Here is a 23122-nt window from a genome sequence, read left to right on the forward strand (position 1 = left end):
TGTACTGCGCAAATACTGCCGAGACATGACAGAGAGCGGCCCACTGGACAACATGCTCGCGCAGATGGAGCAGGCGCGGGAGTACGTCGACATCGACGACGGCATCTTCGAGCGGCTGAAGTACCCCGAGCGCACCCTCTCGGTGAGTCTCCCCGTGGAGATGGACGACGGCTCCGTGGAAGTGTTCGAGGCCTACCGCTGCCAGTTCGACGGGGCGCGCGGCCCGTTCAAGGGCGGCATCCGCTACCACCCGAGCGTCTCCGAGGAGGAGGTCTCCGCGCTCGCGGGGTGGATGACGTGGAAGACCGCGCTCGTGGACCTGCCGTTCGGCGGCGCGAAGGGCGGCATCATCTGCAACCCCAAGGAGCTCTCCCAGTCCGAAATCGAGCAGCTCACCCGCCGCTACACGGAGGGCATCCGCCGCATCATCGGCCCGGACACGGACATCCCGGCGCCGGACGTGAACACGAACCCGCGCACGATGGCCTGGATCATGGACACGTACTCCGTCTACCAGGGCTACGCTGTCCCCGAAATCGTCACCGGGAAGCCGCTGGAAGTCGGCGGGACCGCGGGCCGCGTGGAGGCGACCGGCCGCGGCGTCACCATCGTCACCGAGGAGACCTTCGAGTACCTCGGGGTCGACGTCGAGGACGCCGACATCGCCATCCAGGGGTTCGGGAACGTCGGCAGCGTGACCGCCCAGCTGCTCGCCGAGCGCGGCGCGAACGTCGTCGCAGTCTCCGACGTCACGGGCGCCATCTACGACCCGGACGGCCTCGACGTGGAGGACGTCGGCGCGCACGTCGCCAACGACGGCCGCCTCGAAGACTACGATGCCCCCGAACACATCACCAACGACGACCTGCTGACGATGGACGTGGACGCGCTCATCCCCGCGGCCATCGAGGACGTCATCACCGTCGACGTCGCCGAGCGCCTGCAGGCGGACGTGGTCGTGGAGGCCGCCAACGGCCCGACGACGTTCGACGCCGCGGGCGTCCTGAAGGAACGCGACGTGCCCGTCGTGCCGGACATTCTCGCGAACGCGGGCGGCGTCATCGTCTCGTACCTCGAGTGGGTGCAGAACAGCCAGCAGTACTCGTGGGAACTCGAAGAGGTCAACCGCGACCTCGAAGCGCGACTGACGACGGCGTTCGACGAGATGCTCGCCGCCTACGAGCAGAAGGACATCCCGGACCTGCGGACCGCCGCGTACACTATCGCGCTCGAACGCACGGCCGACGCCCACGAGTACCGCGGGCTGTTCCCGTGATCACGCGTGACGCTGTTAGGACCGCGTGAACTGCGCGAGGACGAACACGACCAGCACGAGCGCGCCGAACGCGCCGACCGCGAACCACAGTCCCGCGACCTCCGGCGCCGCCACCACCTGCGGTGCGAGCAGCCAGACGACTGTTCCGACGCCCACGAACAGGAGTACGTACACGTACGCTCGCACGGCGTCGTAGGCGAATCGCAGTCGGTCCATACCCCGACACTACTGTTCGCGTACTTAGATATTCGGGTGGCTCGTCGCCACCGGGAACGCGCGACGCCGTCGGGGAAGCCCCGGTGCGGGCGTGAAAACTCGAAGCACTTTAACGCCAGCGCGGTGACGAGAGTAGTATGACCGACGTAGACGTGGCCATCGTGGGCGGCGGGCCGGCGGGGTCGGCAGCCGCGTACGCGGCCGCCGACCGGGGCGCGGACGCCGTCGTCTACGAGAAGGGCGTGCCGCGGGCCGACCGCGACCGCCTCGGCTCGGACTCGACGGACGCCGCGGGTTTCCTCGACTACTGGCTGGAGGTCGCGGACCTCGACTTCGCGGAGATTCCCGACGACGTCGTCGAGCGGGAACTCGAGGACGCACAGTTTATCGGCCCCGAGGAGGAGGTCGTCGTCGACCGCACGGGCATCGACGCCGACTACGACAACTTCGGGTTCACGTTCCACCGCGCGAAGTTCGACGACTGGCTGCGCGACCGCGCTGAGGACGCTGGCGCCGACTACGTCGCCGGCACCAGCGTCAAGGGCGTCGACTCGGACCTCTCTGGCGGCCACGAGCACACGCTCACGCTCGGCGACGGCGAGGAAGTGACCGCGGAGTACCTCGTGCTCGCGGACGGCCCGCAGCGACAGGTCACGATGCGTGTGCTCGACCCGCTGCTGCCCGAGGGCAAGCGCGCCAGCGACCTGCTCAGTCCGCCGTCGGCGAACCACATCGCGTACCAGGAGTACCGGCAGTTCCCCGACGAACTGTTCGACGACGACACGCTGAAGTTCTGGTGGGGATGGATGCCCGGCGAGACCGCCTACCCGTGGGTGTTCCCGAACCGGGACGGCGTCGCGCGCGTCGGCCTCACGATGCCAATCGGGCTGGACATCGAGGACTTCGACGCGAGCGAGTGGCGCCTGCTCCGCGAGGACGACGACCGCATCCCCTCCGGGAAAGAGTACCTCCGGCGGCTCCTCGAAGACCTCTACGGCGACGAGTACGACGTCGAGGCGGACTTCCCGCTCGTGGAGGGGCACGGCAAGTCCAACAGCACGGAGACGTACGCCATTTCGTCGACGCGCCCAATCGAGTCTCCGACCGACGCCGGTATCGCCGTCGTCGGCGGCGCGATGGGAACCACGTCGTCGTTCCACGAGGGCGGCGACCACGTCGCCTACCGCACCGGCACGCTCGCCGGCGAACTCGTCGCAGAGGGCAACCTCGAGGAGTACAACGCCGCGTGGCACGACGCCATCGGCGAGGAGATTCGGCGGAACGTCGCGATGGCGGACGTCGTCGCGGAGTTCGGTCCCGACGACTGGGACAAGACCATCCGCATCACTCGACAGATGCTAGCGGGAAGCGACAATGGGAAGATTATCTCGAAGTCGAACGCGCGCTCGGCGGCCGGCGGCCTCAAGCTCTACACGAAGTACAAGCGCGCGAAGTTCCGCTACCGGAAGGGCAAGTACGCCCAGATTCGGGAGAGCGACTACTCGCTGTAGCTCGCCGCGACCGCAACTGGTTCCCGGGGTGAGGACGAACGCCGAGTATGCTCTCGGAAGGCGATTCCGCACCCGACTTCGAGTTACAGAATCAGGACGGCGAGCCGGTCGCGCTGTCGGATTTCGACGGCCAGTACCGCGTCGTCTACTTCTACCCGCGCGCGGACACGCCGGGCTGTACGACCGAGGCGTGTAGCTTCCGGGACAACTGGGACGAGTACGCGGACCGCGACGTGCCCGTCTTCGGCATCAGCGACGACCCCGTCGAGGACCTCAAGGACTTCGCCGAGAAGTACGACCTCCCCTTCGACCTGCTCAGCGACGAGGACGGTTCGGTGTCCGAGGCGTACGACTCCTACGGCGAGAAGAACGTCTTCGGGAACGAGGTCGTCGGCACCTTCCGGAACACGTACGTCGTCGGGCCGGACGGCGACATCGTGGCGGCGTTCGAGGGCGTCGACCCGGACGAGCACGCCGAGGAAGTGCTCGCCGTCATCGACTAGCCCCAGTCGCCGCCGACGCGGTCGACGCCCTGCATCTGGGCGCCCGCGTGCTCGGTGAACACGACTTTCAGATTCTCGTCGGGGACGCCGAAGCGCTCGGCGGCCTCGTCCATCACGCCTGTCGCGAACTTTCGTTTCGTCTCTTCGTCGCGGCCCGTCCGCACGTCAGCCGAACAGAACACCTGCCGGCCGTCCGCCGCGCGCCCCAGCGAGAGGTGTCCGTCGTCGCGCACGACCACCGCGACGTACGACCGGTCGGCGTCCATCGTCTCGGCGTACAGGTCGGTGACGGTGTCCGCAAACGCGTCGGCGTCGGCGTCGCTCATCTGGAAGTCGGCGTCGAACTGGAGCAGTGGCACGGTCGGCCGGACGGCCGCCTGCCCTGTCGACCTGTCGGTGTCTGTCCGCCACAAAACACTTCGGTCGCACGCAGTTTGCTTCCGAACGCACATGTCTACGAAAACCCGCTTTGCAGCCCTCCTCGTCGCACTCGCAGTGGTCGCCAGCGCGACGGTCGGCGTCGCCGCAGCCGCGTCCAGCGGCTCGATTTCCGCCGACCCGTCGTTCCCCAGCGGCACGTCGACGCACACCGTCACTGCGACCGCAGGCGACGCCACCGCCGGTTCGTGGAACGGCTTCGCGGTCGACTACTCGAACTCCGGCGTCGACGTCGGCAACGTCAGCCGGGCCGACGTCGCGAAAATCGGCATCGACCGCGGCGACGACGCTTCCGGGGACACGATCGACGTGAACGTCTCCGACGACCTCGACAGCGTCGGCGCGTCCAACAACGGTCACCTGTTGACGCTCGGCCTCGGCGGTAGTTACGACCTCGACGCGGGCGACGAGGTTGTCGTCGTCTACGCGGACGCCTACCACCCGATGGCGCAGGGCAGTTGGGAGACGCCACTGGACATCAACCCGCAGTCCAGCGGCGGCGAGACAACTGCGACGCTGACCATCGAGTCGGCGAGTACCAGCGACGACACGCCGACCACCGCGGGCGACGAACAGACGGGGTCCACGACCGACGGCACGACGGCCGCCGACACGACCGAGAACTCGAACGCCAACTCGCCCGGCTTCGGACTCGCCGTCGCCGCGCTCGCGATTGCCGGGGCCGCGCTGCTCGCGTACCGCGACTGACGCACCTATCTCTTCACGCTGACCGAGATACCCTCGCCGAGCGGCACGAACGCCGTCTCGAAGTCGGGGTCGTCGCGGACGTGTTCGACGTACGCCGCGATTGCCGCCGTGTGGCCGTCGACCGGTTCTGCGCCGTCCAGCGCGGCCGTGACGTTCTCGGGTTCGACCGGCCCCGCCATCACGTTGTCCGCGACGACGCATCCGCCGTCGGCGAGTTTCTCGCGGGCGTCCTCGAAGGCGTCGACGTACTGGGGTTTGTCGTGGTCGAGGAGCACGACGTCGAAGGGGCCGTCGTAGCGCTGGAAGGTCTCCATCGCGTCGCCGGCCTCGTAGTGCGCGGTGGCGCCGTCCTGTCGGTCGAGGAACTCTCGGGCGGTCGCGAGGTTCGACTCGTCGTAGTCCGTGAGTACGATGTCGCCGTCCGCGGGGAGCGCGGTGCGGAACCACGCCGCCGAGTAGCCGAACCCGGAGCCGAACTCGAAGACGCGCTCGGCGTCGGCAAGCGTCGCCACCACGCGGAAGAACTGGCCGACGTCCGGTCCGACGATGGGGAAGTTCTGTTCGCGGCCGTACTCGGTCATCTCCGCGAGTAGCTCGGTGGGCTGGGGGTTCGCGGCGTCGAGGAAGGCGTCGAGGGTGTCACTCAGCACGTCGTTCATGTTTGCGGCGACGGCGCCGCGGCCCAAAGCCGTACCGGGTCAGCGGTTCCGGCTCACGGGGAACTTCACGCGCTCGGGGTGCTCGTTGAACGCTTCGAGCACGCGCTCGTAGAGGTCGTTCCGGACGCGCTGGGCGCGCTTCGGGCTGACGAGGTAGCGCACGCGGAGTTCCACCCACGACTCCCCCTGCTTGACGTTCACGCTCGGGCGGTCCTGCACCTCCAGTTCCACGGGGGTCTCCGCGAGTTGGCGGCGGAACTTCTCGACTTCTCGGGCCATCTGCTCGCCGAGGTACTCCTCGGTGGTCTCCTGCAGGAGCGATCGGGCGAATTCGAGGTCCGTCTCGTAGGCGACCTGTACGGGGAGTTCGTTCCACACGTACGGGAACTCCTCGCGGCTGAAGTTCACGATATGGCTCGTGAGGACGACGCTGTTCGGCACGGTGATGTGCCGGCCGGAGGGCTGGTTCGTCGAGACGAGTTCGCCGTTGACCTCCCAGAGGGTCGTCACGAGGTAGTCGACGTCGATGACGTCGCCCTTCGAGTCGTCGATGCGCACGCGGTCTCCCACTTGGTAGGGCTGCTTGGTCATCACGTACACCCACCCGAGCAGGCTCAACAGCGGCTGCTGGAGCGCCAGCGAGACCGCCACACCCGCGACACCGAGGGAGACGAGCGCGGGCACCCAGCGGTCGGTGACGACGCCCAGCACCGCGATGGCGGCGACGACCAAGAACGCGAGGCGGAGCACGGACTGCGCGCGGTGGCGGCGGCGCTTGTCCATCGTGGACGCGAACGCCAGCGACGTGACGAGGTGGTAGCCGGCAGCGACGGCGAGCGCGACGGCGGCGGCCGTGAGGCCGCGCGCCGCGACGACTGCGACTGGGTACGTCGTGTCGAGCGCGGCCGCGAGCGCCGACGGCACTACTGCGGCGAGAACGCCGGCGGCGAGCGCGGCGAGGACGTAGAACGTGGCGCGGCGGGTCACGTCGGACGGTGACGGCGGATCCGCAAAGAGCTACCGGCGCACTCTCGCTTCAGTCGTCGGTCCACTTGATAGAACAGCCACGGGAGGGGCGCCACTCCTTTTCGACCGGCTCGCCTGCGAGAATGCTGTCGATGGCGTCGCGGACGTCGCCGCCCGGCCGCGTGGGCTCGTCGCTGGGGTTGAGCGCGTCGTCGAGGCGGCCGTGGTAGGCTACTTCGAAGCCGTCGTCGGTGTTCCGCAGGAGGAACGGGTCCGGGGTGCAGACCGCGCCGTACGCGCGAGCGACCTCCTGGGATTCGTCGCGGAGGTAGGCGTCGTACTGGATGGTGCCCTCGTCCACTAACTCCTGCATGCGCTCGAAGGAGTCGTCGGGGTACTCCTCCGCGTCGTTCGGATTGATACCGACGACTGCGGCGTCGTCGTAGTCCGCCGCGATGTCGTTGAGCGCGTCGAACTTCGCTTTCGCGTACGGGCAGTGGTTGCACGTGAACACCAAAAGCACCGCCTCGTAGTCGTCGAAGTCGTCGAGGGCGTGCGCTTCGCCGTCCGTCCCCGGAAGCTCGAAGTCGGGCGCGGGGTCGCCCTGCTCCAGTTCCGTCTCGGATTCCATCTCGACCATACTCGGACGCAGGGCCGCGAGCGGCAAAGTAGGTCGGGTTGCGGCACCCGTCAGGCCGGCACGTAGCCCTCCGGGGTCGCTTCGAGGCGACCCTCGTGGACGAGATGGTCGAGGTGCGCGTACGCCTCGCCGGGGCCGTGGAGGACGTGGATTCCCGACAGCGACCCGAACAGTTGGGCGCTGACCGCCCACGGCGTCGCGGGCGCGAGGTCGGCGACGGCTCGCTCGACGCGTGCAGTGCGCTCCTCGTGGTGGGAGGTGATGTCCCGGGCGCGCTCGCTCGGCGCGATTATCGGGCCGCGGTGGCCGGGCCACGCGCGGTCGAGGTCCAGCGCTTCGATGCGCAGCAGGCTGTCGAGATACTGGGCGAGCGGCCGGTCGACGCGGATGTCCGCGCCGCCAACGTTCGGCGTGTACTTCGGGAGAATCGCGTCCCCGACGAACGCCTCGCGGCGCCCGTCGCGCTCGACAACGTACGCGACGAGGCCGGCGGCGTGCCCGGGCAGGTGGACGACTTCTGCCTCGAACGGGCCGAGCGAGACGGTGTCGCCGTCTGTTATTTCGGTCACGTCTGCGGGCTCGCCGCGGAGGTCGCTGTGTTCGTCGTTGAACGCTAGCAATCCCTCGCGCTCGTCGTCGGGCAGCCCCCAGTCGTAGAGTGCGGCCTCCTGCGCGTCGTAGAGGTCCTCGCGGGCGGTCCCGCGCTGCGCGACGAGGTCCGCGTCCGCCTCGTGAATGACGACGGTGGCGTCGCTCTCGGCTTGAATGGCGCCCGCGAGGCCCGCGTGGTCGTTGTGCCAGTGCGTCAGCAGCACGCGATCCACGTCCGCGAACGAGACGCCGCGCGCGTCGAGCGCGGCCCGCAGTTCGGCTTCGACGTCCGGCGTCGCGACGCCCGTGTCCACGAGCGTCGTCGGCGCGCTCGCGTCGCCGTCCCCGAGGAGGTAGACGCTGTTCTGCCCCTCGAAGGCGGCATTCGACAACTGGATGTGGTGCACGCGCTCCCCTACGCGACACCCCGACAAATGCGTATGCCTACCGGACGCGGTAGGACTCGGGGCCGACGAGGAACCGCCCGAGGTCGGCCTCGCGTCGGTAGTCCGTCTCGCGGAGGCCGCGCAGCGCGTCGATGTACGTGGCTTCGTCGTCGTCGGTCCACTCGCTGGGGTCGAGCGCGGGCACGACCAGCCAGCCGCTCCCGTGGAGTTCCTCGCCGTGGACGTCCGCGAGCGTCAGGTCGTCGGCGGCGATAGCGGTGTAGTTCTCGAAGACGTGGCGGGTCGCGCGCTCGCCCACCGGGAGCAGGACGTGAGCGGTGATGGCGCGAAGTTCAGCGTCGAAGAACGGCTCCATCTCCACGTAGTCGCGTTCCGTCGGGTCGCCGTCCGGGACGCAGGAGTGAAGATACGAGAGGAAGAGTTCCACCGGCTCGCCGTCGTCGTCGAGCAGGCCCGCCGCGGTCAGCGAGCGCCGGAGGCGCTCGCCGCTGTCGGTTCCCGTGAACGGCACGCCCGACTCGGCGCCGCCGTGGACGCCCGGATGGTCGCCGACGACGTGGAAGTCGGCGTTCGCGTCGCCGTACCCCGGGACGAACGACTCGCAGGGCGGCTGCATGCCGAACGGGTTGCTCGTTCGGTCCGTGACGTTCTGCACGCCGCGGCGTAAGCGACACCGTGACTTAAGCGGTCCGAGACTGGCCGGCGTCGCCGGACGCCCGCCCACAGACATTTCCCGGCTCCGTCCGAGGCTCCCGCCATGACCGCCGTCTGGGTGCTCGGCGACCAGCTCTCCCGCGAGCGCGGCCCGCTCGCGGCCGACCCCGAGCGAGTCCTGTTCGTGGAGGCGAGCGAGTTCGCGCAGCGGCGCCGCTACCACCCCCAGAAGCTCGCGCTCGTGCTCGCGGCGATGCGCAACCTCGCCGACGACCTGCGAGCCGCCGGCGTCGACGTCGCATACGAGCGCGCGGACTCGTTCGGCGACGGCCTCGACGCGTACTTCGAGCGGTACCCGGGCGACGAACTGGTCGTCCAGCGGCCCGCGACTCACGGCGCCGCCGACCGCCTCCAGCGCCTCGTCGAGCAACGGGGCGGGAGTCTGCGCGTCGTCGAGAACGAGCAGTTCCTCTGCTCGCCGGACGCGTTCGACGCGTGGGCGGACGAGCGCGACGGCGACGCCTACAGCCACGAGGCGTTCTACCGTTGGATGCGCCGCGAAACGGGGTATCTGATGACCGACGGTGACCCCGAGGGCGGTGCGTGGAACTACGACGATCAGAACCGCGAGACGCCGCCCGACGACTACGAGAGTCCGGAACTCCCCGACTTCGAGTACGGCGAGCACGCCCCCGAAGTTCGGGCGTGGGTCGCCGCGGAGGTCGACACGTGGGGCGACCCAGCGGGCTTCGACTGGCCGGTGACTCGCGAGCACGCGGAGCGCGCGCTCGCGGACTTCCTCGACCACCGGCTCGCCGACTTCGGTCCCTACGAGGACGCGATGCTCGACGACGACTGGCACCTCGACCACAGCCTGCTGTCGGCGGCGCTGAACGTCGGACTGCTCGACCCCGGGGCGGTCGTCGACGCCGCGATTGCCGAGTACCGCGAGCGCGACGACATCCCGCTGCACTCTATCGAGGGGTTCGTCCGTCAGATTGTCGGCTGGCGGGAGTTCGTGCGCCACGTCTACCGCCGGGAGATGCCCGCGCTGGCGGACGCGAACCAGCTCGACCAAGCCCGCGAGCTCCCGCCGCTGTACTGGGACCCGGACGCGACCGAGATGGCGTGCCTGAACGCCGCCGTCGGGCGCGTCCACGACCGCGGCTACACCCACCACATCGAGCGGCTGATGGTGCTGTCGAACTTCGCGCTGCTGTACGGCGCCAGTCCGCAGGCGCTCAACGAGTGGTTCTACGGCGGGTTCGTGGACGCCTTCCACTGGGTCGTCACGCCGAACGTCGTCGGCATGGGGTCGTTCGGCACGCCGGCGTTCACGACGAAGCCGTACGCCGCGTCCGCGAACTACGTCGACCGCATGAGCGACTACTGCGCGGGCTGTCACTACGACCCGGACAGCACGACCGGCGCCGACGCCTGCCCCCTGAACAGCCTCTACTGGGCGTTCCTCGCCGACCACGAGGACGACCTCCGCGAGAACCACCGGATGGGGCTCGTCTACAGCCACCTCGACGACAAGCGCGACGCCGGCGACCTCGCGGCGATTCGCGAGCGCGCGGACGCGGTCCGCTCGCTCGCCGAGTCCGGGGAGCTCTGAGCCGTCGCCGGGTTCGGCCACACCGTTCATGGGCGCGGCGGCGCTCCCGTCGACTATGGCAGCCATCAACCCGGACGCGACCACGGAGCCGCTGGCCGACGTTCCAGAGCGTGTCGAGGGTACGCGGCTCGTCGGCGTCGACGCCGCGGGCGTCGCTATCTACTTCGACGAGGCCGACGAGCGCGCCGTCGAAGCCGTCGAGCGCGACGGCGAGTGGGTCGTCGGGGACGAGCGAACCCGCGGCGCGCTCGAAGACGTCGTCGACGACATCGGCACGCTCACCGGCTGGCGCGGCCTCTCGCCGTTCGGTCGCGGTGAGACCTGAGTGCGTCCGCGGGAGTGTGGGGACGATTACGATTAGGTAACGGGCTATCGTTAGGTAGCCTTAACTTGCGGTCCGCCTTATCGGGAGTTATGAGTGAATCCGAGCAGTTGCCCGCTTGGTGTCCCGGCGACGGCTGGTGTTCGATTACCGCGACGGCGTCGCTCGTCGGGAAGAAGTGGCACCCCGTCATCATCCACCGGCTGCTCACGCGCGGCCCGCTCGGCTTCAACGCCCTCCAAGAGGAAGTCGATGGCATCTCCAGCAAGGTGCTCTCCGAGAGCCTCGACGACCTCGAAGAGAAACAGGTCGTCTCCCGAACCATCGTCAGCGAGAAGCCAGTCCGCGTCGAGTACGCGCTCACCGAACTCGGGGAGTCGCTGGAACCGGTGGTGACGGCACTCGAAGACTGGGGGAACGAACACCTCGAACCAGTCGACGAAGAAGCAGCGTCACTCGTCTGAGCGCCGCGAACGCCACTGCGACTCCGCGGGTGTGGAAACGCGACGACCGGCTGGACCGCTAGTCGAGGACGGCTTCGGCTTCCGGCTTGGCTTCCTCCTCGGCGTCCTCGCTCTCGTCGAGCGAGAGCCGGTAGAGGTTCTGTCGAGCGTCCGGAATGTAGATGTCCTTCTCCACGACGTCGGCTTCCTGCAGACGGTCGAGGGCGTCCCGAACCGTTCGCTGGGACAGCCGGGAGTTCTCGACGATCTGCTTCTGCGTGAGGCCGCCGTTGTACTCCAGTACTTTCAGCACGAGCTTCGCACTCGGGGGGAGGTCCTGAACGAGTTCGTCGGTCGTCGTCATCTACTCTATCAGTGGACCGCCACCCCCTTTAGCGCTCGGTAACGGATGTGTGAGCCACTTACCACCCGGTAACCGCCCCCCTAATTCGCGGTGCTCGAGCGGCGGCCACGCGCGACGTCCCTCGAAAAACCAGGGGTGCAGCGCGCCTAGACGGTGTCCGCTTCGATGCTTTCGATGTACGTGCCCTTCCAGTTCAGGATGTTCTCGATGGCGTCGTGGCCCGCGTCCGTGATGCGGTAGTAGTTCGTCCGAGAGTCGCGTTCGCCCTTCTCGACGAGGCCGCGCTCGGCCAGCGAGTCGAGGTTCTGGTAGACGCGGGCGTGCAACACCTCCGAGCCGTAGTACTCCTCCAGTTCCGACTGAATCTCCATGCCCTTCGGGTCGTCGAGCCCGCAGAGCACGCAGAGGATGTCCCGCTGGAATCCCGTCGTCTCGTCTCGCTGTCCCATACCCGACCCAACTCTTCGTAAAATTATAACTATTTCGCCGCTAACTTAATCGACTACTCGTCGAGTTCCGCTTCGTAGCCCGCGAACTCCACGGCCTGCAACAGCGACTCGGCGTCGGCGTCGCCCTCTACCGTCGCGACGCCGTCTTCGTGGTCCACAGTTGCCCCCTCGACGCCGTCCACCCCGGACAGCGCGTTCTCCACGATGTCCTCGCAGCCCGCACAGCCCATGCCTTCGACGGTGAGTGTCGTCGTCATGCCGACAGCACGTACACGGCCCCCCGGCTAGGGTTTTTCGGCTGTCCGCGAAGCCGCCGATTCGCCCTCGCTATCGACCAAACAGCCGGTAGTCCTCGTCCGGGGAATACCGCCGGAACAGCAGGCTGTTCGTCAGCACGCTCACGCTGGAGATAGCCATCGCCACTGCCGCCAGCACCGGCTGGAGCAGGCCCAGCGACGCCAGCGGAATCATCGCAGTGTTGTAGCCCAGCGCCCAGAAGAGGTTCTGCTTGATTTTCGAGAGCGTCCCCTCGCTGACGCGGATGGCTTTCACGACGTCGTAGGGGTCGTCGCGCATCAGCGTCACGTCCGCGGCCTCGATGGCCACGTCCGTCCCCGAACCGATGGCGACGCCGACGTACGCCGTCGCCAGCGCGGGCGCGTCGTTGACGCCGTCGCCGACCATCATCGCCTGCGTGCCGTTCGCTTGGATGTCGTCGACGGCGTCGGCCTTCTCGTCGGGGAGCACGCTCGCGCGGACGTTCGCGGGGTCGACGCCGACCTGCTCGGCGACGGCGCGCGCGGTCCGCTCGTTGTCGCCCGTAATCACGTGGACGTCGACGCCGCGCTCGCGGAGCGCCCCGACGGCGCGCTCGGCGGACTCCTTGACGGTGTCGGCGTCCGCGACGACGCCGGCGACGCGGCCGTCGACGGCGACCAGCATCGCGGTCTTCCCCTCGCGTTCGAGGCGCTCCATCTCCTCGGCCGCGGGCGCGACATCCACGCCCGCGTCTTCGAGGAGTTTGCGGTTGCCGACGAGCACCTCGCGCCCGTCGACGGTGGCTCGCACGCCCTGTCCGGGGACGTTCTCGAACGCCTCCGCGTCGCCGACCTCCACGCCGCGCTCGCGGGCGCCCTCGACGATGGCGGCGGCGAGCGGGTGCTCGCTGCCGGACTCCGCCGCGGCCGCCATCCGCAGGACGAACGACTCGTCGACTGGCTCGGTGTCGGCCGTCGCGGCCGCGCCGCCGTCCGGGGCCGCGTCCTCGTCGCCCGCGACGGCGACCACGTCCGTCAGCTCCATCTCGCCGGTGGTGAGCGTGCCCGTCTTGTCGAAGACGACCGTGTCGACGTCACGGACGCGTTCGAGCACGTCGCCGCCCTTGAACAGGACGCCGTTCTGCGCGCCGATGCTCGTCCCGACCATCGTCGCCGCCGGCGTCGCGAGCCCGAGCGCGCAGGGACACGCGATGAGTACCGCGGACGCGAACACGACGACGCTGAACTCCAAGACGCCGACCGCGGCGGGGCCGCCGACGACGACGCCCCACAGCGGCAGCGCCTCCACGAACCCCGCGAGTGCGTCGGGGAAGGCGTACCAGACGACCGCCCAGAGGATGGCGTTGCCGATGACCGCGGGCACGAAGTACGCGGAGATGCGGTCCGCGACGTTCTGAATCTCGGGCTGGCGGGACTGGGCTTCCTTGACCGTCTGGACGATCTGCTGGATGGCGGTGTCCTCGCCGACCTTCGTCGCTTCGACGACGAGCACGCCGTTCTCGTTGACTGTCGAGCCGACCACCTCGTCGCCCGGTTCCTTCGAGACGGGGACCGACTCCCCGGTGACCATCGACTCGTCGACCGCGGACTCGCCGTCGACGACCACGCCGTCCGTCGGAATCTTCTCGCCCGGACGGACCTTCATGCGGTCGCCGACCGTCACGTCCGACAGCGGAATCTCCTCCTCGCTGCCGTCCTCGCGGACGACGGTCGCGGTGTCGGCCTCCATCTCCAGGAGCTTCCGGAGGGCGTCGCTGGCTTGGCTCTTCGAGCGCGCTTCGAGGTAGTTCCCGAGCGTGATGAACACGAGAATGAGCGCCGCCGTGTCGAAGTACAGGCCCGCTCCCGGCAGTATTCCGAGCAGCGAGACGATGGAGTAGACGTACGCCGTGGTGGAGCCGAGCGCGATGAGCACGTCCATGTTCGCGGTCCCGTTCTTCACGACGGCTTTGTAGGAGTTCTCGAGGAACTCGCGGCCGAGCACGACGTAGACGGGCGTCGCGAGCAGGAACTCCACCCAGCCGAAGGGCGCGCCGAAGACGGTCTCCGGGAGGACGCCGCCGCCCAGCAGGTGCGTCTCCGCGACGAAGAACAGCAGCGGCGCGGACAGCAGTGCGCCGAACAGCGTGAGGTTACGCTGGTGTCGGGTCTCGGCTTCCCGGGCTGCGTCGGCGGCGCTCTGCCCGTCGCTGGCGCTCTCGCCGTCCTCGCTGTCGTCCTCGCGGACGGCCGTGTAGCCGGCGTCCTCGATGGCGTCGTAGACCGCGTCGAAGTCGACATCGGCGGGGTTGTAGCGGACGCTCACCTCGTCGGTGGCGTAGTTCGCGTCCACCGAGACGACGCCGGCCACGTCGCCCACCGCGTCCTCGATTGTGGTCGCGCAGTTCGCACACGACATGTCCGTCACGGCAATCGTCCGGTCGTCGTCCACGGGGTCGTAGCCCGCGTCCTCGATGGCCGCGTAAATCTCGCCCAGCGACACCTCGTCGGCGTCGTACTCGACGGTGCCGCCGTCAGTGGCGAAGTTCACGTCGGCGTCGCGGACGCCGTCGAGAGCGGTGACCGCGTCCGCGACCGTGGACGCGCAGTTCGCGCACGTCATCCCGGAGACATCGAGGTGGATTCTACGCGCTGTCATTACGTGCTAGTACGTCCTAACCGTTCAAGCGACTTGTCCATTCGAACGTTCGGCTATCGGGGTGTCGGACTTTGGAATCCGAAGTCCGCGGCGTCAGTGGGCGGGCGCGTAGCTCTCGGAGACGACGTTCAACACGAACACGCCGGTCAACAGCAACGCGATGCCGAGGACAGCGGCGGCGTCCACGCGCTCGTCGAAGAACACCACGCCGGTGCCGACCGCACCGACGATACCGACCGCCGACCACGTCGCGTACACCAGTCCGACGGGCAGCGTCTCCAGTGTGCGCCCGAGGAAGTAGAACGAACCGAGGTAGGCGACGACCACGACGCCCGAGGCGACGGGGTTCGAGAAGCCGTCCGAGAACTTCAGCGCGGCCGTCCCCGCAATTTCGGCGGCGATGGCCGACGCCAGATACACGTACGCGTTCATGCGCTGGCGGTCGCTCCCGCCGAAAATAACAGTTCGGTCGCGCTGCACGCGACGAGAACGCGACCCGACTCAGAGGTGCAGAACCACGAACGCGGCCGCGACACCGACGAGCGAGACGAGGTTCAGGCCGACCGACTGCTTGTGGTAGCGCGCGAACGCGTCCGAGCCGGCGGCCTCCATCTTCGGAATCAGTTGGTAGCGCGCGTAGAGGTTCGCGAGGAACGCCGCCACCACGCCCACGTCAGCGACGAGCGGCGGTTCCGGGACGGACGCGACCGACGGCCCCAGCGCCCACACGACGAGCGCGACGGCGCCCATCCAGATGCCGAACGAGTAGTACCGCGGGAAGACGACGTTCACGGCGTCTCCCGCGCGCTCCTCGCCGAGTTCGTCGAACAGCGCGGGCGCGGCGACGAACGAGAAGAAGACGATGCTGCCGAGCCACGCGCCGAGCGCGGCGTGTACGAGGAGGGAGGCGACACTCATGTCAGGACTCTGGGCGGCCAGCCTTCTCAACGTTCGGGGTTTAAGTCGACGGCGCAGGTACGATACGGCGATGTCGAGACAGGGGCGCCGCGTGCTCGCGTACACCGGGCTCCTTGCGGCCGTCGCGGCGACGTACACCGTCGCGTTCAAGCACGGGATGGCGTTCTTCGAGGGCCGCGAACTCTCCTACCTCCAGTCGCTGCAGTTCGTCGCGCAGACGTTCACCACGACGGGGTACGGCGAGTTCGCGCCGTGGACGTCGACCGTGATGCTCGTGACCGTGGTGGTGATGCAGCTCAGCGGCGTCTTCCTCATCTTCCTGACGCTGCCGCTGTTCGTCGTGCCGTGGATCGAGGAGCGCCTCGAAGTCGAACCGCTGCGCAGCGTCGACCTCGAAGACCACGTCGTCATCTGCGGGTTCGGCGCGCGCGACGAGACCCTCGCCGCGGAACTGGACGCGCAGGGTGTCGAGTACGTCGTCCTCACTGACGACCGCGACACCGCGCTCTCGCTGTACGAGGACGGCTGGCCGGCGGTCCACGGCGACCCGGAGACCGAGCGCGGCCTCGAACGCGTGGACGTCGCGGACGCCCGCACCATCGTCCTCGACGAGAGCGACGAGCGCAACGCCACCATCGCGTTGACCGTCGGTGACCTCGCGCCCGACGTCCAGACGGTGTGTTTCGTCGAGGACCCGTCGCTCTCGGAGTACCTCCGGTACGCGGGCGCCGACCGCGTGCTCGGCCCGCGCGAGATTCTCGGGCGCAGCCTCGCGCGCAACGTCACCACCTCCATCACCTCGCGGCTCGGGGACGCGGTCGAAATCGGCGAGAACTTCGAAATCGTGGAGATGCCGATTCAGTACGGCAGCGACCTCGACGGCGCCACGCTCGGCGACACCGACCTCCTCGAACCCGGCGGCGTCAACGCGGTCGGCGCGTGGTTCGCCGGCGAGTTCGTCGGCTCGCTGGACCCCCACAGAGAACTCACGCGCAACACGGTGTTGCTGGTCGCCGGCCGCGACGCCGACCTCGAAGCCTTCGAGGCGCGCACGCTCGCGCCCACGGACGAGCAGGGCGACGGCCACGTCGTCGTCGCGGGCTACGGTGAAGTCGGGTCGACCGTCCGCGAAGCGCTCGACGAGGCCGACATCGACACGACGGTCGTGGACGTCGAGGACCGCCCCGGCGTGGACATCGTCGGAGACGCCACCGAGGGTGGGACGCTGCGCAGCGCGGGCATCGAGGACGCGTCCGCGCTCGTGCTCGCGCTCGGCGACGACACGTCGACGGTGTTCGCGACGCTGGTCGCCCGCGAGGAGAGCGAGCGCGTGGAGATTCTCTGCCGGGCGAACGACACCGAGAGCGCGCGCAAACTGTACGCCGCGGGCGCGGACTACGTGCTGTCGCTGGCGACCGTCGCGGGCCGGATGCTCGCCCAGACCATCCTCGACGAGGACGTGATGGCTCTCGACAAGCAAATCGACGTGGTGCGAACGGAAGCCCCGGCGCTCGTCGGGAAGACGCTCGCGGGCGCTGACGTCCGCGCTCGCACCGGCTGTACGGTGGTCGCGGTCCAGCGCGGCGACGAAGTGCGCTCCCAGCCGGACGCCGACTTCCGGATTCGCGAGGGGGACGCGCTGGTCGTGGTCGGCGCGGACGCCGACGTCGCGCGGTTCAACGAGGTCGCGGGCGTCCACGCCGGTCCTCCGTGACCACGCCCGATAACGATTTTAGAAGTGACACGTCGGCGGTGGCGGCGTCTCAAGCCGCGACGCCACGGAGACGCCCTGTACCGGGTCTCGGACGGCTGAAACCGGTGCAGCCCCGCGCATTCCGCACATACTTATGTGCCTCCACCCAACTATCAGCAAGCGGAACAAGCCGACGTGTTGTCGGTTTCGCTCGTACAAATGACGTACAACGTCGACGGGGTGCTCCCCACCGGGCTGGTCTCGGGGTTCGACGACGGCACGAACCTCCTGTTGAGCGGTCCGGCGATGTCCGGTAAGCGCGACCTCCTCCTGTCGCTGCTGGCGCGCGGTGAAGCGGACGGCGACGGCGCTGTCATCGTCACCGCGCGCGACCCGGCCGACGAGGTGGCCACCGAGTACGCCGACGCGGTCGACGCGGAGCCGCAGTTCCTCCGCATCATCGACTGCGTCAGCGCGCAGAGCGGCAGCGCTACGAACGGCGACAACACCCACTACGTCTCCTCTCCCGGTGACTTGACGGGGATGGGAATCGAATTCTCGGAGGTCGCACGCAGCGCCAACGACGCGGGCGTCGACCGGCTCCGCGTCGGCTTCGACTCGCTGTCACCCCTCCTGATGTACGTCGACCTCCAGCGGCTCTTCCGGTTCCTCCACGTGTTCACGAGTCAGATACAGTCCCAGGGCTGGCTGGGCGTGTTCTCCGTGGACCCGGAGAGCCACGACGACCAGACCATCAACACCATCAGCCAGCTGTTCGACGGCGTGGTCGACGTCCGGCTGACCGACGACGGCGACCGCGAGGTCCGCGTGCGCGGCATCTCGGGCACGCCGACCGAGTGGACGCCCGTCGAGTAACTTCTACGCCCGGCGTTCGTGGCGCGCGGCCGCGATGTCCGCGATTGATTCTCGCTGCGAACTGTACGCGAGGTGTGCGACGCACCCGCAGTCCGACGCACCCAGCCCAGCGACCGCGCCCCCTGCATCGTTCAACGCGCGTGCGGTTTCGCACTCCACGTCCTCGTGTTCGGTGACGTAGACCGCGTCGACGCTCGCCGCAGGGTGGCCGAGCAGGTAGTCGACGTGCCAGTGGCGGGTATCTGACTCGCCCCGAGCTAGGCGGCGGTGGCGCTCGACGCGTCCGAGTCCACCTGCGCCGAACGCGCTGCCCGTGTACGCGTACCAGCCCGCGTCGAGGTCGTATTCGCCCTTCGCGCCGAACGCCACGGTCGCCGGCGCCGCGAGTTCCACCAGCAGCGTGTACGTCCCCGGCGCCATCTCACTCGTGCCCGGAGACCCGCACCGGCTCGTACGGCGCTTCGAGGTACTCGATGTCGGAGTCCGAGAGGTCGATGTCGAGGGCTTCGACGGCGTCTTCGAGGTGTTCGACGCTCGTCGTGCCGACGATGGGCGCGTCCACGCGGTCCTTGTGGAACAGCCACGCGAGCGCGATTTGGGCCATCTTCACGTCCTTCTCGTCGGCGAGCTCCTGCACACGCTCGTTGATTTCGGGGCCGCCGCCCTCCCGATAGGGGTGCTCGTAGAGGCGCTTCTCGCTCTCACCGCGCTGGGTGGCTTTGACGTCCTCGTGGGGCCGCGTGAGGTAGCCGCGCGCGAGCGGCGACCACGGCATTACGCCGACGCCCTCCTTCTCGCAGAGCGGCAGCATCTCGCGCTCCTCCTCCCGGTAGACGAGGTTGTAGTGGTTCTGCATCGTCACGAACCGCTCGTAGCCCGACACGTCGCTCGTGTGGAGCGCGTCCGCGAATTGGTGCGCCCACTGTGAGGACGCGCCGATGTAGCGGGTCTTCCCCCGGCGCACCGCGTCCGTGAGCGCCGCGAGCGTCTCGTCGATGGGCGTGTCGTAGTCCCAGCGGTGGGTCTGGTAGAGGTCCACCGTCTCCATCCCCAGTCGGTCCAGCGAGTTCTCCAACTCCTGCTCGATTGCCTTCCGGGAGAGCCCGCCCGAATTCGGGTTCTCGGCGTCCATCTGGAAGTACCCCTTCGTCGCGACGACGTGGTCGTCGCGGTCGTAGTCCGCGAGCACGTTCCCGAGCACGCGCTCGCTCTCGCCCTCGGAGTACATGTTCGCCGTATCGAAGAAGTTCACCCCCAACTCGATGGCGCGCTCGATAATGGGGCGCGCGTCCTCCTCGTCCAGCACCCACGGCCGCCACTCCGAGGAGCCGAAGCTCATGCAGCCCAGACAGATGCGTGAGACTTCCATCCCGGTGTCGCCGAGTGTCGTGTACTCCATAGGGGGAGCGTCGGCCGCGCGGCCCAAAGGCGTTCGCCAACCGGTCGTCGAGGGTTCGACAGCGCTACTCGCTGCCGTCCGTGCGACTACCCATGGAGGAGGTCGGCGTCCGCGCGAATCGACTCGTACACCTCGTCGGCCCACTCGACGGCGTGCGGTTCGTCGTTCTCGACCATGCCGGCGATGCCGTGGTCGTCGAAGAAGAGCGCGCAGGCGACCGTGCGCTCGGGCTGCTCGACGACCACGAGCGCGTAGTCCAGCACCGTGGTCGCCTCCCGGAGCGTCAGCCGACCCGTGTCCAGCGCGTCCTCGATGACGTCCGCGTGCGAGGAGAGCAGTTCGTCGAGCGCCGCCGGCGCGACGGTCAAGTCGACGCGCGCTCGCCCGTCCACGATGCGGTCGTGGAACCGCGAGACGTTCTCGTCGAGGACCGCGGGCGCGAACCCCCGGACTGCGGTCGCGTCCTCGACGATAGACTGGTACGTGACGTACGGGCGCTGGGGCGCTACCGGGTCCGACTGGACGACGTTCGCGCCGTGCAACAGCGCGCTGTCGACTGTCGCGTCCGCCGGCAGCACGTCCAGCAGTCCACCCGCCTCTTCTAGCGCGTCGAGCGTCTCCACGAACTCGTCGTAGGCGTCCAGCGCGAGCCGCCCGCGGAGCGTGAGCGCGACGCCGCCGTTGCGTTCCACGAACCCGCGCGCTTCGAGCGTGCGAACCGCCCGGTCGACCGTCGACCGCGACATCGACTGCGCGGCCACGAGATCCTGTTTCGGCCGCGGTCCGTCGCGGAGCGAGCGCAACAAGTGCGCGCGTCGGGCGAGCAACGCGGTGGCGTCGTCCTCGGTCATCGTCTCATCGAACAGTTGCCACGTACCACTACACGCATATAAATGACCACTAGAGTTATCACTCCGCCCCGAAACCTGCGGAGGTGTGCAAACGGTAACGTGAAGGAGACCGCGTAACGACAGTAACCTGCTGGTGTACGAACACCGGCTGTGCCTCTGACATGCTCCACGCCGTCGGTGCTTTCACCGGCGGCTATCGGAGCGACAACGTGATTCTCTACAGCGACCGCACTGGTCCGTGAGCGCGACTGGACAGCTACGCGACCGACTCGACGAGTTCCGGGCGGTCGTTGGCCGGATTGTTCACCGCCTCGGAGACCGGCCACGCCTGCAGGTCGACGTCGCTCGGTTCGAGGAGGTCCGTGGGGTCCTCGGCGGATAGCCACCGCTGGCCGGTCGCGGCGTCGAGGACGACTGCCATCCGGTGGTGGTAGTCCGCGAGGAAGTCGTTCGGCTCGGTCGTCACGACGGTGAACGACCGCACCGGCTCGGCCTCGCGGCTCGGGCCGCCGCCACCGAACTCCCCGAGCCCGGTCTGTTTTTGCTCGGGCGTCCACGTCTCCCACAGCCCCGCCAGCAACATCGGCCGGCCGTCGGCCCGTGAGACGAAGTACGGCCGCTTGCCGTCCCCGGTCTCCGTCCACTCGTAGAACCCGTCCACGGGCACCAGACACCGGCGCTGCCGGTACGCCTCCGCGAACAATCGATTCTCGGTCAGCGACTCCGCGCGGGCGTTGATGGGGTCCGGGCCCTCGTTCGGCCCGTCGGACCACGACGGTACCAGCCCCCAGCGCGCCGTCGAGAACTCGGTCGGGTCCTCGTCGAGGAGGACGGGAAGGTCCTCCGAGGGCGCGGCGTTGTACGTCGCCTCGTAGCTGGCGTCGTCGACGCCGAACTCGGCGGCGAGTTCGCTCGGGTCACTGAACAGCGCGTACCGGCCACACATACTCGAAGGGAGGGACCGAACGCTAAAAGTCAGTCCGGTAGCGCGGCTTCGAGGTCCTCGACGACCGCGTCGTTCCCGACGAACGTCGGCACGCGCTCGTGGAGGCGCTCGGGTTCGACGTCCAACAGCGACTGCGACCCGTCCGTGGACGCGCCGCCGGCCTGCTCGACGACGAACGCGATGGGCATCGACTCGAAGTGCGCGCGCAGTTTCCCCTCCGGCCGGGACTGCAGTCCGGGATACCCGAAGACCCCACCGTACGTCAGCACTTGGTTTACGTCCGCAATCATCGCGCCGCCGTACCGGAGCTTCAGGTCGTCCTCGACGTCGCGGACGAACGACTCGAAGTCCGCGGTCCAGTCGGGCACGCGCCCCCCGAACCCGTACACGACGGGGTCGTCGGGGAGCGAGACGGACCCGAGGTCCGTGCGCCCGTCGGCTTCCACGAGGTACTCGGTGACGCCGTCGTCGCGAGCGACCGTCATCGTCGTCGTCGGCCCGTACAACACGAATCCCGCGGCGACGAGGCTCCGGCCCGACGCCGGCAGGCGCTCGTCGTAGACGCCGAACACCGTCCCGCAGGGGTTGTTCGACTTGACGTTCGAGGAGCCGTCGAGCGGGTCGACGGCGACGGCGTACCCGTCGTCGGCGTCCCCGACGACTTCGAGGTCGTCGCGCTCCTCGCTGGCGTACCAGTTCACGCCGTCGACAGCCGCGAACCGCTCGAACAGCAGGTCGTCGGCCCACACGTCCGCCTCCAACTGGACGTCCCCGGTGACGTTCTCCGTCGCCGCCTTCGCGCGCCGCTCCGGGAGCCCATCACGGATTTCGGGGGCGGCGTCCGCCACCACGTCGAAGACTTCCTCGACGACCATCAGATGCGGTCGAGCGCCTCGTCGACGCTCGTCTCCTCGTAGATGACCGCTTCGAGCGCGTCGAGGAACGGTTCGGGCTCCTCGCGCTGCCAGACGTTCCGGCCGACTGCCAGCCCCTTCGCGCCCGCGTCGACGGCGCCCTTCACGGATTCGAGGAAGTCGCGGTCGCTGGTCTTCGACCCGCCGGACATCACCACGTCCGTCGGCCCTGCCATGTCGACGGCGTGCGCCATTCCGTCGGTACTACCCGGGTACTTCACCTTCGCGACGTCCGCACCGAGTTCCAGCGCCTGCCGCGCCGCGTACGCGATGGTCTCCGGGGACGTGTCGTCCTTGAGGCCCTGCCCGCGCGGGTACGACCACATCACCACCGGGAGATCGTAGTCCCGAGCGGCCTCTTGTGCCGTTCGGAACTCCTCGGCCATCTCGATTTCGTGGTTCGAGCCGCCGTACAGCGTGAACCCGATTGCGTCCGCGCCGAGTTCGGCGGCGTACTCGACCGTCCAGTTCACCGCGGAGTCGGGTTCGCCCATCCAGAGGTTCGACGTGCCGTTGAGCTTCGCGAGCAGGTTCACGTCGTCCTCGTAGGAGGGATAGTACGCCTCCGCGATACCCTTCTGCGTGGCCATCGCCGACACCGCGTCGTGGGTCGCGATGTCCCAGACGACGCCCGGGTCCATCGTCTCGGGCACTTCCTCGAAGTCCACCGGGCCGTGTTCGAGTCCGTGGTCGTACGCCAGAATCAGTACCTTCCCGTCGCGCGAAATTGGAGAGTCCTCGAAGGGACGCATCAACTGCACGTGCGGCGAGGACGTATAAGTGTCTAACTGTCCGCGAGCCGCCGCGAGCCGTCTGAATTCCGCATATTTACTGCACTCCGAGT

Annotated in this window: 28 protein-coding genes; 9 read left to right on the plus strand and 19 right to left on the minus strand. The window is 68.5% G+C overall.

Annotated features, from left to right (window positions below):
- Positions 1-25 precede the first annotated feature (25 nt).
- Entirely contained in the window at positions 26-1276 is a 1251-nt protein-coding gene (locus AVZ66_RS04285; RefSeq protein WP_058982146.1) for a Glu/Leu/Phe/Val dehydrogenase, read from the plus strand.
- A gap of 15 nt (positions 1277-1291) precedes the next feature.
- Here the strand turns inward: AVZ66_RS04285 and AVZ66_RS04290 are convergent, their stop codons facing one another.
- The gene (locus tag AVZ66_RS04290) at positions 1292-1492 is read right to left on the minus strand and encodes a hypothetical protein (protein WP_058982147.1); all 201 of its coding nucleotides are present in this window, start codon (positions 1490-1492) and stop codon (positions 1292-1294) included.
- 137 nt (positions 1493-1629) lie between these two features.
- On the opposite strand from AVZ66_RS04290, the gene AVZ66_RS04295 reads away from it, so the two are divergent.
- Both AVZ66_RS04295 and bcp read left to right on the plus strand, forming a co-directional pair.
- Positions 1630-3003 carry an NAD(P)/FAD-dependent oxidoreductase gene (locus AVZ66_RS04295; RefSeq protein WP_058982149.1) on the plus strand — a complete coding sequence of 458 codons (1374 nt, stop codon included), beginning with the start codon at positions 1630-1632 and terminating at the stop codon, positions 3001-3003.
- 47 nt (positions 3004-3050) lie between these two features.
- The gene (gene bcp / locus AVZ66_RS04300) at positions 3051-3506 is read left to right on the plus strand and encodes a thioredoxin-dependent thiol peroxidase (protein ID WP_058982151.1); all 456 of its coding nucleotides are present in this window, start codon (positions 3051-3053) and stop codon (positions 3504-3506) included.
- Here bcp and AVZ66_RS04305 read toward each other — a convergent pair.
- Positions 3503-3865, minus strand: coding sequence for a tautomerase family protein (locus AVZ66_RS04305; RefSeq protein WP_058982152.1), 363 nt, complete (start codon positions 3863-3865; stop codon positions 3503-3505). The two genes, bcp and AVZ66_RS04305, sit on opposite strands and share 4 nt — an antisense overlap.
- 91 nt (positions 3866-3956) lie before the next feature.
- Between AVZ66_RS04305 and AVZ66_RS04310 the strand changes: the two genes are divergently transcribed.
- Entirely contained in the window at positions 3957-4652 is a 696-nt protein-coding gene (locus tag AVZ66_RS04310) for a hypothetical protein (RefSeq protein WP_157575596.1), read from the plus strand.
- A gap of 5 nt (positions 4653-4657) precedes the next feature.
- On the opposite strand, the gene AVZ66_RS04315 is transcribed toward AVZ66_RS04310, so the two are convergent.
- The 5 genes from AVZ66_RS04315 to AVZ66_RS04335 are packed head-to-tail and all read right to left on the minus strand — an operon-like array spanning position 4658 to position 8570.
- Positions 4658-5311, minus strand: a complete 654-nt coding sequence (locus AVZ66_RS04315; RefSeq protein ID WP_058982156.1) for an O-methyltransferase — start codon at positions 5309-5311, stop codon at positions 4658-4660.
- Positions 5312-5350: 39 nt separating this feature from the next.
- Positions 5351-6298: a mechanosensitive ion channel family protein gene (locus tag AVZ66_RS04320; RefSeq protein ID WP_058982158.1), complete on the minus strand. Its 948-nt coding sequence runs from the start codon at positions 6296-6298 to the stop codon at positions 5351-5353.
- Between the two features lie 49 nt (positions 6299-6347).
- Positions 6348-6917, minus strand: coding sequence for a thioredoxin family protein (locus tag AVZ66_RS04325; protein WP_058982160.1), 570 nt, complete (start codon positions 6915-6917; stop codon positions 6348-6350).
- A 50-nt stretch (positions 6918-6967) separates the two neighbouring features.
- Positions 6968-7915, minus strand: coding sequence for an MBL fold metallo-hydrolase (locus AVZ66_RS04330; RefSeq protein ID WP_082678766.1), 948 nt, complete (start codon positions 7913-7915; stop codon positions 6968-6970).
- 37 nt (positions 7916-7952) lie between these two features.
- Positions 7953-8570, minus strand: coding sequence for a uracil-DNA glycosylase family protein (locus AVZ66_RS04335; protein WP_058982164.1), 618 nt, complete (start codon positions 8568-8570; stop codon positions 7953-7955).
- A gap of 102 nt (positions 8571-8672) precedes the next feature.
- On the opposite strand from AVZ66_RS04335, the gene AVZ66_RS04340 reads away from it, so the two are divergent.
- The 3 genes from AVZ66_RS04340 (at position 8673) to AVZ66_RS04350 (ending at position 10973) form a co-directional block, all read left to right on the plus strand.
- On the plus strand, positions 8673-10187 hold the full coding sequence (locus AVZ66_RS04340; RefSeq protein ID WP_058982165.1) for a cryptochrome/photolyase family protein: 1515 nt from the start codon (positions 8673-8675) through the stop codon (positions 10185-10187).
- Between the two features lie 55 nt (positions 10188-10242).
- Entirely contained in the window at positions 10243-10512 is a 270-nt protein-coding gene (locus AVZ66_RS04345; RefSeq protein ID WP_058982167.1) for a hypothetical protein, read from the plus strand.
- Positions 10513-10601: 89 nt separating this feature from the next.
- Positions 10602-10973, plus strand: coding sequence for a helix-turn-helix domain-containing protein (locus tag AVZ66_RS04350; RefSeq protein ID WP_058982169.1), 372 nt, complete (start codon positions 10602-10604; stop codon positions 10971-10973).
- A 58-nt stretch (positions 10974-11031) separates the two neighbouring features.
- Here the strand turns inward: AVZ66_RS04350 and AVZ66_RS04355 are convergent, their stop codons facing one another.
- The 6 genes from AVZ66_RS04355 to AVZ66_RS04380 all read right to left on the minus strand — a co-directional run bounded on the left by AVZ66_RS04355 (position 11032) and on the right by AVZ66_RS04380 (position 15599).
- Positions 11032-11316, minus strand: a complete 285-nt coding sequence (locus tag AVZ66_RS04355; protein WP_058982171.1) for a helix-turn-helix domain-containing protein — start codon at positions 11314-11316, stop codon at positions 11032-11034.
- Between the two features lie 146 nt (positions 11317-11462).
- Entirely contained in the window at positions 11463-11765 is a 303-nt protein-coding gene (locus AVZ66_RS04360; protein WP_058982173.1) for an archaellum operon transcriptional activator EarA family protein, read from the minus strand.
- A gap of 53 nt (positions 11766-11818) precedes the next feature.
- A complete protein-coding gene (locus tag AVZ66_RS04365; protein WP_058982175.1) occupies positions 11819-12022 on the minus strand; it encodes a heavy-metal-associated domain-containing protein in 204 nt (67 codons plus the stop codon).
- A 70-nt stretch (positions 12023-12092) separates the two neighbouring features.
- A complete protein-coding gene (locus AVZ66_RS04370) occupies positions 12093-14681 on the minus strand; it encodes a heavy metal translocating P-type ATPase (RefSeq protein WP_058982177.1) in 2589 nt (862 codons plus the stop codon).
- 93 nt (positions 14682-14774) lie between these two features.
- Positions 14775-15113, minus strand: coding sequence for a multidrug efflux SMR transporter (locus tag AVZ66_RS04375; RefSeq protein ID WP_058982179.1), 339 nt, complete (start codon positions 15111-15113; stop codon positions 14775-14777).
- 69 nt (positions 15114-15182) lie between these two features.
- Entirely contained in the window at positions 15183-15599 is a 417-nt protein-coding gene (locus AVZ66_RS04380) for a DUF4149 domain-containing protein (RefSeq protein WP_058982181.1), read from the minus strand.
- 70 nt (positions 15600-15669) lie between these two features.
- Between AVZ66_RS04380 and AVZ66_RS04385 the strand changes: the two genes are divergently transcribed.
- Both AVZ66_RS04385 and AVZ66_RS04390 read left to right on the plus strand, forming a co-directional pair.
- Positions 15670-17313: a TrkA family potassium uptake protein gene (locus AVZ66_RS04385; RefSeq protein WP_058982183.1), complete on the plus strand. Its 1644-nt coding sequence runs from the start codon at positions 15670-15672 to the stop codon at positions 17311-17313.
- 198 nt (positions 17314-17511) lie between these two features.
- Positions 17512-18168 (plus strand): hypothetical protein, encoded by a 657-nt coding sequence (locus AVZ66_RS04390; protein WP_058982184.1) that lies wholly within the window; start codon positions 17512-17514, stop codon positions 18166-18168.
- A 3-nt stretch (positions 18169-18171) separates the two neighbouring features.
- Here the strand turns inward: AVZ66_RS04390 and AVZ66_RS04395 are convergent, their stop codons facing one another.
- The 6 genes from AVZ66_RS04395 to AVZ66_RS04420 form a co-directional block, all read right to left on the minus strand.
- Complete coding sequence (locus AVZ66_RS04395; protein ID WP_058982186.1) at positions 18172-18588, minus strand: DUF123 domain-containing protein; 417 nt, start codon at positions 18586-18588, stop codon at positions 18172-18174.
- 1 nt (position 18589) lies between these two features.
- Positions 18590-19567: an aldo/keto reductase gene (locus AVZ66_RS04400; RefSeq protein WP_058982188.1), complete on the minus strand. Its 978-nt coding sequence runs from the start codon at positions 19565-19567 to the stop codon at positions 18590-18592.
- Between the two features lie 86 nt (positions 19568-19653).
- Complete coding sequence (locus tag AVZ66_RS04405; protein WP_058982189.1) at positions 19654-20418, minus strand: winged helix-turn-helix domain-containing protein; 765 nt, start codon at positions 20416-20418, stop codon at positions 19654-19656.
- A gap of 256 nt (positions 20419-20674) precedes the next feature.
- Entirely contained in the window at positions 20675-21364 is a 690-nt protein-coding gene (locus tag AVZ66_RS04410; RefSeq protein ID WP_058982191.1) for an SOS response-associated peptidase, read from the minus strand.
- A 29-nt stretch (positions 21365-21393) separates the two neighbouring features.
- Entirely contained in the window at positions 21394-22239 is an 846-nt protein-coding gene (locus AVZ66_RS04415; RefSeq protein WP_058982193.1) for a class 1 fructose-bisphosphatase, read from the minus strand.
- A complete protein-coding gene (locus AVZ66_RS04420; RefSeq protein WP_058982196.1) occupies positions 22239-23030 on the minus strand; it encodes a class I fructose-bisphosphate aldolase in 792 nt (263 codons plus the stop codon). Before AVZ66_RS04420 ends, AVZ66_RS04415 begins: the two co-directional genes overlap by 1 nt.
- Positions 23031-23122 lie beyond the last annotated feature (92 nt).

This window comes from Halobacterium sp. CBA1132 (assembly GCF_001485535.1).
In the GTDB taxonomy this organism is placed as follows: Archaea; Halobacteriota; Halobacteria; order Halobacteriales; family Halobacteriaceae; genus Halobacterium.

Coding starts and splice junctions, on each gene's coding strand:
- AVZ66_RS04285 (WP_058982146.1), top strand. CDS start 26: ATGACAGAGAGCGGCCCACTGGACAACATGCTCGCGCAGATGGAGCAG.
- AVZ66_RS04290 (WP_058982147.1), bottom strand. CDS start 1,492: ATGGACCGACTGCGATTCGCCTACGACGCCGTGCGAGCGTACGTGTAC.
- AVZ66_RS04295 (WP_058982149.1), top strand. CDS start 1,630: ATGACCGACGTAGACGTGGCCATCGTGGGCGGCGGGCCGGCGGGGTCG.
- bcp (WP_058982151.1), top strand. CDS start 3,051: ATGCTCTCGGAAGGCGATTCCGCACCCGACTTCGAGTTACAGAATCAG.
- AVZ66_RS04310 (WP_157575596.1), top strand. CDS start 3,957: ATGTCTACGAAAACCCGCTTTGCAGCCCTCCTCGTCGCACTCGCAGTG.
- AVZ66_RS04315 (WP_058982156.1), bottom strand. CDS start 5,311: ATGAACGACGTGCTGAGTGACACCCTCGACGCCTTCCTCGACGCCGCG.
- AVZ66_RS04325 (WP_058982160.1), bottom strand. CDS start 6,917: ATGGTCGAGATGGAATCCGAGACGGAACTGGAGCAGGGCGACCCCGCG.
- AVZ66_RS04340 (WP_058982165.1), top strand. CDS start 8,673: ATGACCGCCGTCTGGGTGCTCGGCGACCAGCTCTCCCGCGAGCGCGGC.
- AVZ66_RS04345 (WP_058982167.1), top strand. CDS start 10,243: ATGGCAGCCATCAACCCGGACGCGACCACGGAGCCGCTGGCCGACGTT.
- AVZ66_RS04350 (WP_058982169.1), top strand. CDS start 10,602: ATGAGTGAATCCGAGCAGTTGCCCGCTTGGTGTCCCGGCGACGGCTGG.
- AVZ66_RS04355 (WP_058982171.1), bottom strand. CDS start 11,316: ATGACGACGACCGACGAACTCGTTCAGGACCTCCCCCCGAGTGCGAAG.
- AVZ66_RS04360 (WP_058982173.1), bottom strand. CDS start 11,765: ATGGGACAGCGAGACGAGACGACGGGATTCCAGCGGGACATCCTCTGC.
- AVZ66_RS04365 (WP_058982175.1), bottom strand. CDS start 12,022: ATGACGACGACACTCACCGTCGAAGGCATGGGCTGTGCGGGCTGCGAG.
- AVZ66_RS04370 (WP_058982177.1), bottom strand. CDS start 14,681: ATGACAGCGCGTAGAATCCACCTCGATGTCTCCGGGATGACGTGCGCG.
- AVZ66_RS04375 (WP_058982179.1), bottom strand. CDS start 15,113: ATGAACGCGTACGTGTATCTGGCGTCGGCCATCGCCGCCGAAATTGCG.
- AVZ66_RS04380 (WP_058982181.1), bottom strand. CDS start 15,599: ATGAGTGTCGCCTCCCTCCTCGTACACGCCGCGCTCGGCGCGTGGCTC.
- AVZ66_RS04385 (WP_058982183.1), top strand. CDS start 15,670: ATGTCGAGACAGGGGCGCCGCGTGCTCGCGTACACCGGGCTCCTTGCG.
- AVZ66_RS04390 (WP_058982184.1), top strand. CDS start 17,512: ATGACGTACAACGTCGACGGGGTGCTCCCCACCGGGCTGGTCTCGGGG.
- AVZ66_RS04395 (WP_058982186.1), bottom strand. CDS start 18,588: ATGGCGCCGGGGACGTACACGCTGCTGGTGGAACTCGCGGCGCCGGCG.
- AVZ66_RS04400 (WP_058982188.1), bottom strand. CDS start 19,567: ATGGAGTACACGACACTCGGCGACACCGGGATGGAAGTCTCACGCATC.
- AVZ66_RS04405 (WP_058982189.1), bottom strand. CDS start 20,418: ATGACCGAGGACGACGCCACCGCGTTGCTCGCCCGACGCGCGCACTTG.
- AVZ66_RS04410 (WP_058982191.1), bottom strand. CDS start 21,364: ATGTGTGGCCGGTACGCGCTGTTCAGTGACCCGAGCGAACTCGCCGCC.
- AVZ66_RS04415 (WP_058982193.1), bottom strand. CDS start 22,239: ATGGTCGTCGAGGAAGTCTTCGACGTGGTGGCGGACGCCGCCCCCGAA.
- AVZ66_RS04420 (WP_058982196.1), bottom strand. CDS start 23,030: ATGCGTCCCTTCGAGGACTCTCCAATTTCGCGCGACGGGAAGGTACTG.